Below are 19,872 nucleotides of genomic sequence, written 5' to 3'. Positions count from 1 at the left end.
CTAAAGTCGTTTTATCTTGAGGAAATAGCCAACTAAACGGCACTCTTAAAGTGGCAGAGCTTTCATTGGCTTAAATTTTGGTGACTTAAAAGGGTACTCCTAAGAATACTTAACAATACATGTTGCTTAGATATAAAAAACTGTTTTAATTTTGGCTACTACTAAAACGGATTAGTTGCCCAAACGTTGAGTTCTGTTATAAAGCCTTTGTCTTCCATTTCTAGAATAGATACTATAGAATGTCCTATTTCTTTAGGAGATAGTTTGTTGTGTTCTTCTGCCCTTTCCTTTCGCTCTTGGTTATAAAAAGCCGTAGTTACCTCACTTGGATTAAGTTGGCACACTCTGATATTGAAGGGTCTAAGTTCGGCTTGCCAACATTGGGTTAAGGCACGAACAGCAAACTTAGATGCGGCATATACACTACCCCCAGCAAATCCTTTCACACTAGCCGATGAACCAATGTTAATAATAGTTCCACTTTGTGCCGATTTCATTAGTCCAATGATTTCTTTAGATAATAAGGACAAACCAAATACATTAGTGTTAAAAATTAGCTCAAAATCATTTTGAGTCACTTCATCAATTTTTTGAAATGTACCAAGTCCAGCATTATTAATCAAAGCGTCTACTCTACCATCTAGTAATTCAATACACTTTTGAGCATTTGCGGCAACATTATCTAAATCCGAAATATCAAAAACTAGACTTTGTGCACCAGAGAACAAAGCCGCTTCTTTTAAGCGATTATCCGACCGCCCTGTTATAAGTACTTTGGCTCCTTTATCAACCAACATTTTAGCTGTTGCTCTGCCTATTCCTAAGCTACCGCCTGTTAGTATAATGTGTTTTCTCTCTAAGTTCATATTAATCTAATAAAATTGATTTTTCTACAGTTCCATTTTCATAAAAATAGAATTGAATTTGATTGTGTTGTGGATTCGTTATTCTACCTTGAATATCTCGAATTTGATTGAGTCTTTTGTCCGTTGGTTTTTTTTCCTCAATCTCAGTTACAAAAGGCCACAAACGCATGCCAACAGGATAATGATCAGAAATACAATTGTCATATCCATAAAAACCATTTGTAAAATAGTCTGCCATCTTTATAGTAGTAGCATAATTATAGGCATTATTGAACTCATCAAATAATTCATTAGTAATAAGGATATGATCCAAGTGAGAAGGCCAATTAGGAAATGACCAGTGAGAGTTTGGCAAATCCAAAACAGATATATCAGCAAAAAGATAACTGTCCGAATCATCTAACAAAGATTGAAAAACATTATTTGATGTATTATCCTCTAACAAATCGTTATAATCACCCAATACAATTACCTTTTCATTAGGGATATAACTATCGATGTAGGTTTTGATTTGATTAACCGCTTGTAGCCTTCTATTCTCCTCATCGGAACTATCATTTGTATTCAAGCTACCATCTCCACAACATTTAAGATGAACGTTTATCAAAAAATAACTAGATCCATTAAAAAGTAATTCTAATAAAAGAGGAGGACGTCCAGCAAATATATTATTGTAAGAAGATGAGGCATAAATGGAGTTCAAATTTACCACTTCAATATCCTTTTTAACTAGGTATGCCAAAGTCAAGTTATTGTAATTTTCAGGAATAACATAGGCTTGATAGTCTTCTAGCAAATCATCTAACTCTTGTAGTGCGTCAAGATCATCAATCTCTTGCAAAGCATAAACGTCGGCATTGAGTGAACTTATGGCCAAAGCAGTAGAATCAATAGTGGTTTGGTTATTTTTTGGAAAAAACTCCAAATTCCAAGTCACAACTTCAAAGGAACCTACGCCACCAAATGTAAGGTCCGAAAGACTTTGAGAAAAAGTGTTAGAAAAAAGGAAAAATAAACTAAGGGTTAAGATTTTTTGCATAGAACAAATTTACAACTAAAAGCATTATGAAATGCTAAGGATATTCTTATTAATTTAGCTTGTTATAAAACTTATCCTTTATGAACCATCTTTTCCTATCTTTATTTGGTGTTTTCTTCTTCTTATTTTTCATTAATACTAATGGGCAATCGCTTAGTAATTTGAGCTTTGGTAACGATAATACATTCGATGTAATTACGTGGAACTTAGAAACCTTTCCTAAAGTAGATGGCACAACAGAAGATTATGTTTCTGATATCATCATAGAATTGGAGTCTGAAGTAATAGGCTTTCAAGAAATAAACGATATGGATGCTTTCAATGCTATGATGGCTTCTACCAATGGTTACACAGGATATGTGCTAGATGCTAATTATGGCGGTATTAATCTGGCTTATGCTGTTAAAAATGATATTACAGTTATTGACGATTACGCTATACTATCGTCTAACAACTACAATTATGCTTTTGCAGGAAGGCCACCTTATTTGATTCACGTAGAAAAAAACAACATTGAATATTATGTAATTAACGTCCACCTCAAATGTTGTGGAGATGGCAACCTTAATACCTCTGATTCTTCTGATGAAGAAAACAGAAGACTAGTGGCCTTGAACCACATTAAATCCTATATAGACAACAATTTAAATGATGAAAATGTATTGGTAATTGGCGACTATAATGACGAACTGACGGATGACGAAAGTGATAATGTTTTTCAAAACTTCATTGATGATAGCGATTATCAATTTGCAGATATGGAAATAGCATTAGGTAATCCACAAAACTTCTCTTTTCCAAACTGGCCAAGCCACATTGACCATATACTTATTACTAATGAAATATTCGATGAATTCAATTCAACAGTAAGCGATGTAGCTACCATTCAGGTTGATAATTATATCAGTGGCGGATTCAACTCTTATGACAATAATATTACAGACCATATGCCCGTAGGCATTAGTTTAGTTTATGCTAACGGTTGTACCGACCCATTAGCCCTTAACTTCAATCCTGATGCTTCAATAGACGATGGATCTTGTACCTACGACACAGGAAATGATGATATTGTTCTCTTTTTCTCCGAATATGCCGAAGGATCTTCAAACAACAAATACCTTGAAATATATAATCCTTCATCTTCATCGGTAAGTTTAGATAACTATGCCATGGCTTTGGTGGTAAATGCTCCAGCACAAGTAGGAGTTTATGACTCTTGGCATTACTTCGATATTGGTTCTAATGTGCCTGCTAATGGTGTTTTTATTGTAGCTCACGCCTCTTCAGACCCAACAATACTCGCATCGGCAAATATGACTACTACGCATCTCAGTAATGGTGATGATGGCATAGCTCTAGTATATGGAACCCAACCTTCAACAAACTCTAACCCAACAGTTGGAGGATATATAGTTGTTGATAGAATCGGTGATTGGAATGGTGACCCTGGAAGTGCTTGGCCAGTAGCTGGTGTATCAAATGGAACAAAAGACCATACATTAGTTAGAAAATGCTCTGTTAGTCAAGGAAATGATAACTGGGAAGAATCAGCAGGAACAAATTTAGAGAACTCCGAATGGGAAGTATTGTCAAATAACGATTGGAGTAATTTAGGTAGTCATTATCAACCCTGTGAAATAATCATTCAAGGCTGTACCGATCCTGCTTCAATAAACTTTGATGCCGATGCAACAGTAGACGATGGCTCTTGTATATGTTGTTACTTCGGTTGTACTGATGAATTAGCAATAAACTATAACCCAAACGCTTATTTTAATAATGGTAGTTGCGAATATATATCAGGGTGTACTGACTCATCAGCAACGAATTATGTCCCTCAAGCAACATTATATGACGGAAGTTGTTTGTACCCTGATAACCCTTGTGACAATGCTCCAACTGGCTTAACTGTTAATAATATTATTCACAATAGAGTTACATTTAATTGGGATCAGCCTAGTGCTTTACCCTCTTATTACATGATTCGCTATCGTATTCAAGGCCTATCGTCTTGGACCGTTATTTCTGCTGGATCTCAAAATACAAACCCCTACTCTGGTGTTTCAAGAACACGGTATTTCTTAGAAGATAATACAACTTATGAGTGGTCTATTCGAGCAAGGGTAGTCAACCCAAGCGGCAGTACAGAATGCCAATCGGATTGGTCTGAAAATGCAACATTTACCACTTTACCTTCATGCCCCAACCTTGAAAACCTATCCGTTGAAACAGAAGCAAATTGGGTAACATTTACGGCCAATGAACCAAGCGGTGATTGGCAAATATGGCAATCCAAAGGAAAAATCCGAGAGTCTGGCACATCTAACTTTAGATACGTTAATGGTGGTAATTCTATTGACGTTTTAAAAGGCAACTTCACTCCTAATACTTCCTATGAATGGCACACCAAAGCATGGTGTACAGGAAATAGTGATGAAAATGGAATATCCGATTCACAATACCATTCTGGCTGGGGAAGTTTTATTCCATTCACTACACAAGATAACTGTGATAAAATACCAAACAACCTAAGCACAACTAATAATAGTGCTAATACAGCAATAACTATGTCATGGGACACTCCTACTAGCGGACAACCAGACCATTATTTTTTAGAACTTACCAACCTAACAACTGGGCAAGTATGGGCGTGGAATAATCTTTCAGGCTCTTCAAATACTAAAACTAAGTTTGGCCTATCTGCTGGTGATTACTGTTGGAGAATTAGAGGTGCTTGCGGTACTAATGGCACTTCATGGGCTACACCTTTTACAGCATATCAATTTTACGCTTTGGGAAGCAATAGAATAAATACCTCATTAGAAAATATTTATGTTTATCCTAACCCCTCTAATGGTATATTTAATATTTCAGTAACACTTCCTAACATACAAAATGTTGATATTAAAATTATTAACCCAATTGGTCAAGAAGTAGTTACTATTACTAAAATCAAAACAGATTCTTTTGAGCATGATTTGAATTTAATGGATTTTCCAAAGGGTTTTTATATTCTTTCAATTAATACAGCTTTCAATATTTCTAGAATTAGACTCATTTTTCACTGATAAATCGACCTTTAAGCTCTTTTTTTAAAATAATTATTTGTACTTAATATGTACTTATTTTGATAGTATATTATCTTAATTTTGTATAAAATTTCGTCTAAACACAAGTTAGCTATTTTAATCAGATAGTTTAATTTATATAACAATGAGAAAAAAAAACCTTAGCTCGAAAATCAAAATGTTACTTTTAATGTATTTGTATTATCAGATAATAATACTTTATGTTATAGCTCTTATTGTTTTAATAAGCACAAACGGCATGATAAGTATTAGCATTAAAAGCAATATTTTATTATTTCTTATTCCTGCAGTAATACCCATACTACTATCCATTATTGGGGTAAATCAAATTTCTATATACTTTAGTGATGATTTGATAAAAATTAAATCTACCAATGTTTTTTTATGGTTTTCAAAGAACCATATTAGCTATATTCAAATACCTAAATCATCAAAAATTAAAACCTCTGAAAAATCTAAATATTTAGGACTCAAGAAAGAGTTAAAAATTACTACATTATCAAAAAACAAACATATAGTAAACGTATCTATTCTTAACAAAAAAGAAAGGAAGAAACTAATTGATAGTATACTAAGTATGAAAATAGATTGATTAGATGTCGAGTAGTAAAAACACATATTTTTTTGAAGAACTTAAAAGTATTACTGAAAAGAAAGTAAAATTTAAAATTAATAATTTAGGCAACTGCAAACTATTATCAGAAATTATTCTTGAGACAATTGATGAATACATAAATTATAATACATTTAGAAGAATTTATGGACTTGCTCCAGATGTTAAAACACGTACAAAAACTCTAGATAAATTAGCTCGATTTAATGGTTATAAAAATTATTCGCATTTTATTCAAACCTATTCTTTTAAATATAGACTTAAAATTTCAGACCGTATTTATAAAACCAATGAAAAGGAGTTATTACACTTAGTAAAAGATATCAGAACAAGTTCAAGTGATGTATTGAGTTTATTAACTCTTCTTATTCGTGAACTTATCTACAACAAACAATTTGAAGATTTAAATAAAATTTTCAAACAAAAAGAATTAAAGTATGATAGTTTTAGCTATCACGAGATCTTAAACTTAGGAAATTCTGTTGGAATCATTTTTAGAAAGAATAATGTTGTAAATAAAGAGTTACTTCAAAACATTAATTTTTTAAGAATTGTTTTTTTAATTTTTGTTGATTACACCAACTTGAATAAATACTATGGTGAATGGGCAAAATATGTCAATGAAACAACAAAGAATAAAGAGATTAAACTCTTTACCTCTGCCTTAATGGAGCTTAATAGCTATATGAATAATTCAGCTGTTGTCGATAAATTTGATAATTTGGCATTCAGCTCAGAATTCCACCCTGTTTTATGCAGTCGTTTGTTGTCCGTAAAAATCATGGCTAACAATTACGATGATATTGAAGATTTACTAAATCGATATTCCAGCAAACATGAAATAATGGAGAAGAAAAATCTCGATTATTTCCTCGAAATTATAGTACAAGCATTGATTTCTAAAAATATGGATATTATGAAATATATTATTAATTACTTCCATAACGAAAATCAATTATTCAATAGTGACTACAAATTATTTTATTTGAATTATTATTATTTAATGTGCACTTATTACTATAAAATAACCAAAGTAAAGAGTCTTGAGAAAAAATTCTTCAAGCAATTTTCTTTAGATGAAATAAGATATAGTTATGAAGATATTGCAATGGTTTTTTTACTGATATATAAATATTCTATTGAGAAGGATTTAAATGAAAAACAGAAGATAAAAGCTGAGTATATTAAACTTCATAAATTACTTAATTATAAGAAGTTTTCTATATCATATATTGACAACTATTTTATTGAAGATAATTAATCTACAAAAGAATTCCATAAACTTTCTAAAGAGGTTTTAGAAACTTTGTGAGACAATATTAAATAATTATAGGATTAGAATTGATAAAGCATTATTCAATGCTTAAAACCCAACTATCGTATTCAAAACTATCTCTTAGTTGACGAATCTCATTTATATTATTAGATTTCATAGCATATAAATAATACATATTATTTCTTAATAATATGTTGGATGGGCTGATCTCTATAAAGTTGGCAAAGGATTCTGAATTGGATTGACTTGAAAATACACCTACTATAAGGTAATGATTAATGTCAGAGTCATTATCGACAGCAAGAGCATCTATTGTTTGAATCTCTACTATTTCATCATCAATGTCATTTTCATTTTCTAATGATTCTTCTTCTATTTCTGTCTGCTGTATTTCAGTAAAATCTTCATCTTTTAGCGAAGAAGTATAATTTATACTATCTGGATTAAAATCAAAGAAGCCTAGTATATATTCACTATTATCTTTTACTTCATTTACATCATTATTAACGCTAGCAACTGGTTCTAAAACTTCAACTTGATTTTGGTTTGGAATAATAGTATCAGGTTCATCGCTTGTAATAAAATCAATTAATGACACTAATGAGTCATTGCTAATGGCTTGTTTATTGTTGAACTGAAATTTTATTCCAAACATTAAATCTATCTGATTATCTGTCTCATTACTAGAAGGTATATCTCTTTGGTTGTATATATTAACATTGTCGAGTAAATCATTAGTATTTTTTCTGTAGTGAGACTTTACAAAAATTTCAAAATTATCTACTAGTTGATATGAACATTCAATCGTTGGGCCAAAACTGAAATAATTTAAATTGTAATCCTCTAATTGATCAATATTTAATTGTGACATATCTGTCTCGAAATTATTTTCTGAAAAATAACCTAATTCATTCCATTGATCTATTTCAAAATCGGAATATAAAATACCTCGATTATTTTCCAAATTAGTAGAAATGGAATATTGATTGAACCCTAATTCTAAGCCTAAACTAAACTTTAATTTATCTTGTTCAATTAATTCATGACTGTATGCTATATAAGCACCTTGTACTTCAGTTATATAGTTTTTATACAAATCTTGTTGTTCCAGAAAATTGCCATCATAACTGAAACTAGAATTTAAATATCCAAATTGAAGTTCGTACTCACCTTTGTTAAGCGACAACCCAATTTTATTGGATAATTTTTCAGTTTTCGAATCTATATCAAAAAATAAAATAGATGCTCCTTTAGAATAATTTAGCTTAACATCTTGTGCATTAGACAAGAGGCAAAACAAAAAATAGACAGAAAATAATAAATACTTCATACGATAATCATTCTAGTTTTAAATAAAAGTAATTCCAAACTCTACCCTTCTGTTTTTTTGCTTATTCAAATCAGAATCATTAGGAACTATTGGCTTTGTTTCACCATAAAAATCAATGATTAATCTTGATTTAGAAACACCCATTTTTGTGATGTGATTTCTTACAGCTTGTGCTCTTTTAGCTGAAAGACTAAAGTTGTATTCATTAGAGGCATCACTATCTGTGTGACCTGAAATGATAAGTAACATATTTTTATTACCTAAAAGTAACTTTCCAATATTTGAAAGGTAAGGTAATGAGGATTGCTTTAAATCAGAGGAGTTTTTATCAAACTCCAGATTAAACATTGCATCGGCAACAGTTGAACTATCCTCAAGACTTAAGATTGGACACCCTCCATTCATTAAATCACCAATTGTATTTGGGCAGTTATCTTCAGAATCCCTTACTCCATCATTGTCAAAATCTGGGCAACCATTAGCTGATTTACTTCCATATTCGTTAGGACATTGATCTTCTTCATCTATAACACCATCGTTATCTGAATCTTTAAATACTTCTTCTTCAGTTATTACTTCTTCTTTTTTAATTGGAGCAACTTCTTCTTTGGCAGAAACGACATAACTTAATGTTAACTCACTAGTTCCAACAGAATAAGATGAAACTTCGCTTGAGTTAAATTCTTGACTAATCAGAGATGTGATACTTCCGAAGTTTAGTCCTAAAGTTACTAGAGGACCAAAATCACTATCTTCAGTGAAGTTTCCTTTATATCCGAAACCAATTGTTAGTGCATTTTTGTAAGACAAATTAAGATTTAAGTCAAATTGTGACAAACCACTTTCTGCTTCTTTATATAAGATAGAAGGTTTTAGATCAACAAAAGAACTTACCATATAATTGTAAGTCATGAATGCGTAGTAATTCTTTTCTATAATATTCTCTTGATTTGTAAAGCCTAAATCTGATTCTAGCAAACCATCAACAGATATACCACATAACAATGAATTGTGGTTATATGTTAAACCAAATGACGAATTTGGCGACCAATTATATTTGTTATCAAAATATTGAAAGTCAATTGGCGATATATTCTGAATTTGATTATTCTGAAAACCACCAGACAAACCAAAAAATAATGAAGATTCATCATCAATAGCTACACGCCTACTATAACTGACATTAAAACCACTTTTAGTAATATTTCCAGAATTATCACTAAAAATACTGACTCCAACACCGTCATCAGCAAACCCTTTATTTATTGAAAGTGATGAACGACCTATATTGGCATCAGTAAACTTATACCATTGTTGTCGTGCATTCAAACGAATCGATGTATTTTGGTCATAGCCAACCATACTTGGATTTAAAAGCGTTATATTTTCATAGTAATGAGATATTAAAGCGCTTTGCTGTCCAAATCCTACAAATGGCAATAAGGTAAGTATTAATATAATTTTTCTAATCATTATTTCAGAAGTGTTATTATTCCTGTTAAATCGTTAAACAAAGTGTTATTAAACTTGATAATGTAATAGTAGTCTGCACTAGGAACTAAATTTCCATTTAAATCTGTACCGTCCCATTTTGGGTTCACAGATTTTTGATTGTATAACATTGTTCCCCATCTGTTGTATATAAACAGCTCTACATTTTCATAAAATGCTTGTGCTGGAGCAAACTCATCGTTTATACCATCATAATTTGGAGTAAATGTTGGTTCAGGAACGATACATCCATAGCCCCCTTCGTGAGTTATAGTAATGGTAGTATCGTATGTACAAATCGAATCGTAATTGATTGTCAAGATGTAATCGCCAGCAGATAAATTGTCGAATAAAAGCTCATTTGTCGTACTATTTTGATAAGATGATGTGCCATCAGTCAATTGAACAAAATAGTTGCCGTCTTGTGGAAAATCGACATTCAAAGCACCGTTGTTGGTATATTCACATTCAGTAAGAGTAACAGCAGTAAATACATTTAATTCCAATGCACTCTCAATAGATACAGTATCGGTTTTAAAGCAACCCTTATTATCAACTACAGTAATGATATAGTCATTCGGACTTAAGTTTGTGTTTTCTATTCCTGATAAATTTACATCAGACCAGAACACTTCAAATGATTCTTGAAAATCTAAAATAGATGTAATGATTTGTCCATCATTAGCGTTTGTACAAGTTTCATTAAATACAACTTGACTAATAACTATTTCTTTTGGTTCTGATATTTCTATCTGATCATCAAAAGCACAACCATTAGAATCTGAAACGCTTATGAAATAAGTGTCAGCCGCCAAGTTAGAAACAGTACTAGAATCTGAAATTAGTATTCCGTTAACATCTGTAAACTGGAAGGTATATGGTAAAACACCACCTGTTACATTAAAAGTTACCTCGCCAAATGACTGACCAAAACAAATATTATTTTGAATTATCGATTCAAATATTAATGAATCTGGTTGAGAAATTAATAAGTCTGAAATATATTCACAACCATTATCGTCAATTATCTGAAAGTTATAATTATCAGCAATCAAGCCCTCTATAGAGAATGTTTCATCTTCAGTATAGTTAGTATTATTAAGTATCAATACATATGGAGATGAGCCTCCTTGAACGTTTAATTGTACGTTCCCATTAGGCACTCCATAACATTCTAAATCCGTGACAGACTCTACAACACTCAAAATCTCAGGATTATCTATAGCTATAGTATCCAAAATCTGACAGTCATTTTCGTCAGTAATAATTAGAATATATGCCGATGAAGCTAGAGAATCAAATTCTAATAAATCGAAATTCTCTAAGTTATCCTCTTCATGATAAAAACCTGAAGTATTATATAATTTAAATGAATACTCCCCTACACCACCATTAATATTACTAATCTGCATAGTTCCATCAGCTACAGAATTACATGAAATTTCTCCAATATTGATGTCATAAGCTAATGAGTCTGGCTGATCAACATTCAACTGACTAGCATTGGATAAAGTGTTAGTACAGCCATTAATATCTACTACATTAAGCTCATAAAAACCTGAAGATAAATCAGTAAATAAAGTTGACAGCTCAGTAGATTCAATTGTTTGAGTATTTTCTTGATTTGACAGATCAAATGTATAATCAGCAATACCACCTTGAACTTCAGCAAGTATAACTGCTTCATCAAGTCCATTACAGCTAATTGGAGTGTATAAACTCAAAGAAGGAATAATTTCTTCAGAGGAAGTAATTTCATAAGAGAAGGTGTCTACACATTCGTTTAAATCTTTTACTTGAAAGTTTACAATACCAGCACCTAAGTTTTCAAAATTATATTCATTGAATGTATTTGAAACAATAAAGGAAGTGCCACCATTATTAGAGTAATCATAAGGACCAACACCTCCTGAAACAGAAGTTAAAAGCGATGCATCATTGATACCAAAACAACTGGTATTCACACCATTATAGTCTGAAACTGAAACCAAACTAAAACTCAAGGTATCGGGAGCAGTTATGACAGTATCTAATGTTTCCGAACATAAATTGGTATCACTGATTGCAAATGAATAATCTCCTTTACTCAAGTTTTCTAATACAAATCCATTGGTGATCATTAATGACGAGTCATTAAATGATAATTCAATATCACCTGTTCCTCCAGAAATATTTATCGTTAATGATGCGTCATTAGAGTTGTAACATGAGTTGTTAAAACCATTATAATCAGAAAAATTACTAACCGAAAGGAATAAAGGTTCTGGCTGATTAATAGATACTGATTCTGAAAAAGTACAATCATTATGATCAGAAATCAAAACTTCATAATCTCCACTAAATACATTCAGTTCTTCCATACCATCAAAGTCAGTAGTAACAAATGTATTACCAGCATCTAAAGAAATATCATAAGGTGCAATACCACCAGAAGATTGAATAGAAATCAGTCCATCATCGTTTCCAAAACATAAAACATCAGTAGATAAAATTTGAACCTCTAATGAAGTCGGTTCAAACAATGAAAGTTGTTCAGTCGTATCAATACAGTTTTCACCGTCTTTAATATAAATAGTATAATCTCCAACTGGTAAACTATCAATAACAAATGTTGGGGTGATAACCATTTCGTCAAATGAATTTTCATCATTTATTGAGTAATAGTAAGGATAATTATCAGCGTTCAAAATACTAACTGTAATTGAACCAGTCGAATCACCCTGACATAATACGCTATCAGAAGAAAGCGATGTAAATATTTCATTTGATCCACTAATAAGAGCAGAATCTGTTAGCATACAATCATAGAAGTCAGAAATAATAAATGTATGATAGCCAGGCATTAAATTAGAGATAGACATTGTTTCATTAGTCGGATCGTCGAGCCAGAAAAATTCATAAGGCAGAGTACCACCTTCAACGGAGGTAATATTTACAATCCCTTCAGTACAACTTTGGAAAATACCTTCTGCTGAAGCTACTAATTGTGGCGATTGTTCTACATAATATGACTCTGTTGTTTGGCATCCATTTTCATCAGAAATAATGACTTGATATGTGCCTTCACTTAAATTTATAATTTGATTTACATTGTCTTCTGTAGAATCCCATTCGTAAGTCAACTCCCCTGTTCCTCCCGAAACATCTAGACTAATAGAGCCAGTTGAATACCCAAAACAATTTATATCAACAATGTTAGTTGTGATAATAAATTCCTCAGCTTGATCTAATGTTAATGAAGAAGTTACCGAACAATCCAAATCATCAGAAACAGTAAGGGTATAGTTTTGAGCTGTTAAATCAGTCGCTGAAGGAGATATAGAAATAATCTCGTTCAGATCGTTGCGCCACTGATATGAATAATCACCAAAGCCTCCAACAATAGATGAGTAAATGATTCCATCGTCGCCTCCAAAACAACTAATCGATTGAGCATTTATTTCTAATGCTAAACTGTCGTTTTCAAAAATTTCAAAAACTTCAGATTGATTACAACCGTTAAAATCCGTAACGACGAGCTCATAAATTCCTGCCTTTAGATTTAATGGGTTAAATACATCACTTTCTATATTTACTCCCATTGAATTGTTCCACTGATAGTTTAATGGTAGAGTACCATTAACAACTGTTGCTAAAGCTGTTCCAACACTATCACCAAAACAATCAATATCTTCAGTAACTATATCTATAGTTATTTCCGATGGATTAAATAATTCAATAGTATCGGAGTGAATACAGCCTAAGTTTTCGTTGATGACTTCTACAGAATAAACACCTGGGCCTAAATCAGATAAAATATTAACTGTACCCCCTTGAGATGCTAAAACTGCATTTCCGTTAAAATACCATTGATATAGCACATTACTATTAATAGGGGTATTATCATCATTATAGACTACAGCCTCAAGCTCTGCTTGTGAGTCATTAAAACAATTGTTAGGGTTAAGAATATCTATTTGAACCTGAATTAATGCATTTTCAGATTCAGGAATTTCAACAACCGTTAAAGGAATTGCACAACCATTATCGTCAGTACCATTTAAATAAATTGTTCCTGGACTTAAACCTGTGGCAGTCTCAGTCGTTTGTGTAATATTATTTTCTTGGTTTATTGTCCATACATAATTAATAGGTTCTGAAGCATTTAATATAGATGCCATAGCGGTTGCACCACTTACATTAGAACACACTGAAGGAGAAGTTAGAATCGTAACTTCTATTGAGTCTGCTTGCTCAACACTAAAGAATTCTGATTGTATACATCCGATACTATCAATAACTTCAAGAATATAATTACCTTCGACTACATTATTATTTAATATTTCAGAGAAACTAATTGGTTCATAGTCGTTTAAAGCAATTACTTTAGACCATGTATTATTTACAGGACCTATATTGTTTTGAACATCAAATGTTGCACTACCGTTATTACCGTCATAACAACTAACGTCAGTAACATTTACGTTTAATAAAATAGCATCTGGGTCATTTAGTGTAAATAAAACTGAATCTTGACACGAATTTATATCGGTAACAACGAGATTATAAGTTCCTGAAAGAAGTTGATTAGAATAAAATTCTTCAGTTAATATATTATTTGACTCATCTTTTAATACAAATTGGAATCCATCTGCCCCACCATTTACAGAGGCTATAAATTGCCCATCATTAAAACCAAAACAAGAAGGATCATTTTGTTCAATTTCTATGCTAATTGATGAAGGTTCCACCATTTCATAAGACATTGACGAGGTACATCCGTAGGTATCCATTACTTCTACAGAATATATTCCTGAGGACAGGTTAACAATATCCGGTGAAATACCTCCGTCAAGGCTTGAAATAGCACCTCCGTTCAAATACCATTGATAAGTATAAATTCCTGAGCCTAAAGAAGCTGTAGCAGAAATAGAGCCATCTGACAGACCATTACAACTAATTGTTGATACACTTAAATCTATTGCTATAACGTCAGGGTCATTGACTACAAATGTTTCTGTATGTACACATGATGAAACGTCAGTTATTATCAAATCATAAATTCCTGCTGACAATCCAGTAACATTATTTGAAATCATACTTCCAGGCGACCATAGATAATCATATCCTCCATTTCCTCCAGAAATTATTGTACTAATCGAACCATCAGATGAACCTACACATGAAGGTGAGGTTATTTGTGAAACAACAGTGATAGGATTAATATCAATAATATCAAAGTAATGAATTGTTTCACAACCCAAAGTATCTTTAACAGACACGTAATAATTTCCTGCACTAAGACCTTCAACAATTATATTTGATTGTGCTATTGGAAGGATCGAGCCATTTTCGTACCAATTAATATCGAAAGGTCCTTGACCACCATTAAAAGTTAAAATAGCTATACCATCAGAATCACCATTACATGATGGTGAAGTCACTTGTACATCAACAAATATAGAATCTACTTCATTAACTTCCACAATGAAAATATCATTGGAAGGAATGATAGGAGTTATACACTCGTTAGAATCCGAAACTATTAGAGGGTAATTACCTGAACTTACGCTATTACCAGAAACATAGTTTTCAATTCCATTTTCTTCATATGATACATAATATTCATAGTCAAAGAAATCAATATCATAAGCAGTAATACCACTAAAAGGTGTTCCTCCTGTAATGGTAATATGTACCTCAGGGTCAAATGAATTATAACAATCACTATTTTCTATTTCATAACTATACGAAATAGGGTTAGGATTTGTAATAGGCGTACTAAATGTAGATAAACAACCACCAACATCTTCAAGAATAACAAAATATTCTCCTTCAGAGAGGGACGAGAAATTTAATAAATTAGAATTGGTTGTCTGTTGATCAACAAGTATATCCTGATTATACAAGTAAATGGTGTAAGGAGGATATCCTCCTTGAAAGGTATTTAGAGAATATATTTTGCCATCATTAGCATTATTACAACTTATATTTTCAACTGTTAAATCTCCGATACTTAAATTGCAGTCATCTTCTTCAACGATAAATTGTTCGAAAGATTCACAATTATTTTCATCCGTTGCAATTACCTGATAAATCTCATTGCCACAAAGGTTTTCAATAGTTGAAGTTGTTTCACCAGTAGACCAATCAAATGTTACTAAACCAACTCCTGATGTAGAAGTAACACTAGCCAAGCCATTGCATAATCCATTTGGAACAGAGACTGAGTGCGTTAAGTTAATAGTGAATTCATCAGGATTATCCAAAGTGATATTACCAATACCCAAAGCCGGTGATTCTCTATAACAATTGAATTCATTTTCAATAGCAAAATAATAACTCCCTTCACAAAGGTTGTTTAGAGTGTTTGAATTGCCTATATATATTGAATCACTTACATCATACCAATAAAATAAATCTGTAGATGTATTACTTGTGAAGACACTTATTGAACCATCACAATTATTGTGACAACTAATAGGATCAGTAGTGTAATAATCAAACTCTATAAATTCTGGTGATAAAATTTCAAATGAATATACAGGTGAAGAACAGTTGGTTTGATCACTAATAGTTACAGAATAAGAACCTGGTGAAAGTCCGTCAATATTTTGTAAAGATGGAATAGAAACATCAGACCAAGAATATTGATACAAGCCTGAACCTAGAGTATTACCACCTTGAGCAATAACAGATATTGAACCATCAGAAGCCGAGGTGTTAGTTCCTTCAGTACAATTTGTATGACTAACAATTGCATCGAATAAGGTGATTTGAGTAGGCTCTGAAATATTAAAATAGGATGTGTCTTGACAACCATTATCATCCTCAATAGTCACTATGTATTGTCCAGAACTTAAAGCATAAGGATCAACAGGATTTAAATCTAATCCTAACCAATTAATGTCATAAGGTGCTGTACCGCCAGTTACGTCAGTTAATGGATCAATGATAATCTTTCCATTCTCACTACCATAACATGATGCATTTACCATATTCGCTGATAATGAAATGGGTTCAACAACAGGAATTACAAAATTATAAGTAAGTAAACATCCACTTGCATCTTCAACAAAAAGAGTATACTCATTTCCAGCAGGAACAACCAAATCGTTGGCTAAAGAAGAAGTTATGTTAGTATTAGGAAGTACTTCGTCAATATTACCATCTGAATCAATATCACCTTGCAAATAACAACTGTATGGGGGTATACCTCCATAAAGATCAAAATTAATGATGGCGTTGTCGCCTGAGCAACTAGGCTCAACAACAGATGGATTAATCTGAACATTACAATCACCCTGATTAACTGCATATTCAAAAAGTTCATAACAGCCGTTAGCATCTACTACAACCAGTGTATAAATTCCTGCTTGTAGATTGATAATATCTTGAGAGTTAGAAATAAATCCTGGACCAGTCCACGAAATATCATAGGGTTGTTGTCCTCCTGTTACGCTAATATCTATTGAGCCTGTTGAATTACCAAAGACTATAACATCTGTGATGTCAGCATATACATTTATTGGGTTTGGACTCTGTACCGTTTCACTAAAAGATAGTAAACAGCCTTGATTATCAACAACATCTATATCATATGAATCTGCAGATAAATTGTTAATACTAAAAGAAATACCAGTTTCAACTTGATTAGTATCCTCATTTACAATAACTTCATAGAAACCACTTCCTCCGAAAAGATCTAAGATAATTTTACCGTTGGAAATTAATCCATTTTGAAGAAGATTGTTTTCATTACAACTTGGTATAACAACATCTGAAGTATAGCTAATTATATCTGGCTGAGATATGGTGTTAATCAGTGTTTTTGTACAACCATTACCGTCCTCTAAGAAAGAAGTGTAGCTAGACGCCGCAAGTCCGAAAACAGTATCATTAGCTTGTATAGCTCCTTCGAAGTAAATGGTGTAAGGAGGTATAAACCCTTCTTCAAAACTATATGCAATGAATCCATCGTTTGACTCGAAACAAGTCAAATCACTAGTTGTAGAGCTAAAAACTAAGTCGTCAGGATTATTAAAAGTAAACAGTGAATCTATTTCACAACCATTAGAATCTGTAACTTTAAAATTATATTCTCCAGCAGGTAAATTTTCTAGCTCGTTATCAAAATATAGGCTTCCAGATGTAATTTCTTCAAGTTGATAGGTGTAATTAGTAACACCACCATTAGCAAAAATATTCATTGAACCATCATTGACATTAAAACAAGAAGGTTGAGAAATCACAGAATTGGGAAGGAAAATCAATTCAGATGGCTCAGATATTTCAACTACAGGAAATGATAATTGACATTCGTTTGAATCTATAACGGTTAATTCATACAAACCCGCTTCTAGCGATGAAGGGTTAGCTTGAGTTATTATTACACCATTGTTATCCCAACTGTATTGATAGGGAGCTAAACCACCTTGAATAACAAGGTCAGAAATAAATCCATCATTACCACCAAAGCAGCTGACATCATTAGGGTTTGGAAGTGATTGATACTGAATCTGATCAAATTGGGTAATTTCAAAAGAAAATGATTCGGAACAAACACTGTCATTAACTAACAAACTATAAGTACCAGCAGATAAATCAGAGATAAAACTTTCATTACCAATTGAATTATTCAATTCATCTGTCCAATTATAGATATAATTCCCATGCCCCCCACTAACGGTTACTTCAATATTTCCTGTTGAATTGCCAAAACATAAAACATTAGTTATAGTAGTATCTGTTATGGAAAGTTCTGATGGTTCAAAAAGACTTACACTATCTAGGTACTGTGAATTGGTACAGCCGTTATCGTCAGTTATAAAAATTGAGTAGTTATCCGCTTCAAAATTTTGAAAAGAAGTATCGGAATTGATATTCAAATACTGTAATGGTAAACTATTTTCTCCATTAAATGTAATTGAATAATTAGGTGTACCTCCACTTATAGCAAAGCTAATTTCACCGTCTGAAGTACCAAAGCAATTTGTGTTAACAATTGAATTTAAGCTAAATTCTATGCTATCAGCTTCTAAAACGTTAAATGTAGCTTGAATCAAACATGAGTTTTCATCAGTGATATTAATTTCATATTCACCAGCAGATAAATTCTGAGTATTCGTATTTGAAGTGCCAGCTGGCCAATCATAAGATAAATCTCCTGTTCCGCCAGAAACTACTAATTCTACAAAGCCTTCAGTATTCACACATAAAGCGTCATCAATTATAATATCATCTATTGATAATGCTGGAATTTCATCTAATTCTATAAAACTATTGCCTTGACAACCATCAGCATCTTCAACAACAACAGAGTGAAAACCCGCTCCAACTAAAATCGTTGGGGTTGTTTCACCATTATCCCATAAATAGGAGTAATTAGAATTATTTCCTCCAGAAGCAGTAACGGTTAATTGGGCATCGGAAGAATCATAACAACTTTCAAGATTGTCAATTGTGATATCAACAGAAATGTTTGAAGGCTCCGATACATTAGCAACAAATGAATTATTTTCACATCCATTATTATCGGTTAAAAACAGAAAATAATTACCTGCTGAAAGACCGCTTATTTCAGAAATAAAAACATCAGTTTGAGTAGCGGTAAAACCATTTGGACCAGACCAACTAAAATTCAGTGGTGGAACACCACCAATACTATTTACTTTTAGTGTACCATCAGAGTTGCCATTACATTCTAACACATTGTTAGAGTTCATCTGATTTACGCCTAATTCTACTGGCCATGGCATTGTAGTCCAGATAGTATCTGTAACAACATCAAATGACTCGTTGGTTATTTCCAGAACGTAATTTCCGGTATTTTCAAAACAATAATTTAACGTACCACTGGAGGAAGTAATCGGTTCATATAAAGCACTATTTATAACATCTTCGACTATTCCAATAAGTTGGTTGTTCACTAAACCAATGTCTCTCCAAATCCATAAGTCATATTGCTCATCATTAGAAAAACTAATTAAGTCAATATCGACACATTCTGCATCTCCATTACAATAAATAGAATCGGTTATACTAATTTGCGTTATAGATTGACTATTAGCAAAAAAAGGTATAATCAATATAAAAAATAAATATCTTTTAATTGTCAAGGTTGTAAAGGTTAAATTGTTAAAAACTTGTTCAAAAGTAATTTATTTTTTCAAACTACAAGGAGAAAAAA

The 19,872-nt window shown here is 32.1% G+C and carries 8 protein-coding genes; 3 read left to right on the top strand and 5 right to left on the bottom strand.

Annotated elements, in window-relative coordinates; all coding sequences use genetic code 11:
- Positions 1–161 precede the first annotated feature (161 nt).
- Together P8I29_05180 and P8I29_05175 are read right to left on the bottom strand one after the other, a co-directional pair.
- Positions 162–866 carry an SDR family oxidoreductase gene (locus P8I29_05180; GenBank protein ID MDG1917195.1) on the bottom strand — a complete coding sequence of 235 codons (705 nt, stop codon included), beginning with the start codon at positions 864–866 and terminating at the stop codon, positions 162–164.
- 1 nt (position 867) lies between these two features.
- Positions 868–1,905, bottom strand: a complete 1,038-nt coding sequence (locus tag P8I29_05175) for an endonuclease/exonuclease/phosphatase family protein (GenBank protein ID MDG1917194.1) — start codon at positions 1,903–1,905, stop codon at positions 868–870.
- 80 nt (positions 1,906–1,985) lie between these two features.
- Between P8I29_05175 and P8I29_05170 the strand changes: the two genes are divergently transcribed.
- The 3 genes from P8I29_05170 (at position 1,986) to P8I29_05160 (ending at position 6,868) form a co-directional block, all read left to right on the top strand.
- Positions 1,986–4,973 carry a T9SS type A sorting domain-containing protein gene (locus P8I29_05170; GenBank protein MDG1917193.1) on the top strand — a complete coding sequence of 996 codons (2,988 nt, stop codon included), beginning with the start codon at positions 1,986–1,988 and terminating at the stop codon, positions 4,971–4,973.
- A gap of 259 nt (positions 4,974–5,232) precedes the next feature.
- Entirely contained in the window at positions 5,233–5,586 is a 354-nt protein-coding gene (locus P8I29_05165; GenBank protein MDG1917192.1) for a hypothetical protein, read from the top strand.
- Positions 5,587–5,590: 4 nt separating this feature from the next.
- The gene (locus tag P8I29_05160) at positions 5,591–6,868 is read left to right on the top strand and encodes a hypothetical protein (protein MDG1917191.1); all 1,278 of its coding nucleotides are present in this window, start codon (positions 5,591–5,593) and stop codon (positions 6,866–6,868) included.
- Positions 6,869–6,959: 91 nt separating this feature from the next.
- Here P8I29_05160 and P8I29_05155 read toward each other — a convergent pair whose 3' ends face one another.
- Genes P8I29_05155 through P8I29_05145 form a run of 3 tightly spaced genes read right to left on the bottom strand, consistent with a single transcriptional unit; the run spans position 6,960 to position 19,771 of the window.
- Positions 6,960–8,213 (bottom strand): hypothetical protein, encoded by a 1,254-nt coding sequence (locus P8I29_05155; protein MDG1917190.1) that lies wholly within the window; start codon positions 8,211–8,213, stop codon positions 6,960–6,962.
- Between the two features lie 18 nt (positions 8,214–8,231).
- Positions 8,232–9,686, bottom strand: coding sequence for a PorP/SprF family type IX secretion system membrane protein (locus tag P8I29_05150; protein ID MDG1917189.1), 1,455 nt, complete (start codon positions 9,684–9,686; stop codon positions 8,232–8,234).
- The gene (locus tag P8I29_05145) at positions 9,686–19,771 is read right to left on the bottom strand and encodes a gliding motility-associated C-terminal domain-containing protein (GenBank protein MDG1917188.1); all 10,086 of its coding nucleotides are present in this window, start codon (positions 19,769–19,771) and stop codon (positions 9,686–9,688) included. Before P8I29_05145 ends, P8I29_05150 begins: the two co-directional genes overlap by 1 nt.
- Positions 19,772–19,872 lie beyond the last annotated feature (101 nt).

This window comes from Flavobacteriales bacterium, from assembly GCA_029248105.1.
GTDB lineage: Bacteria > Bacteroidota > Bacteroidia > Flavobacteriales > UBA7312 > UBA8444.
This window is presented reverse-complemented; position numbering and strand designations above follow the sequence as displayed.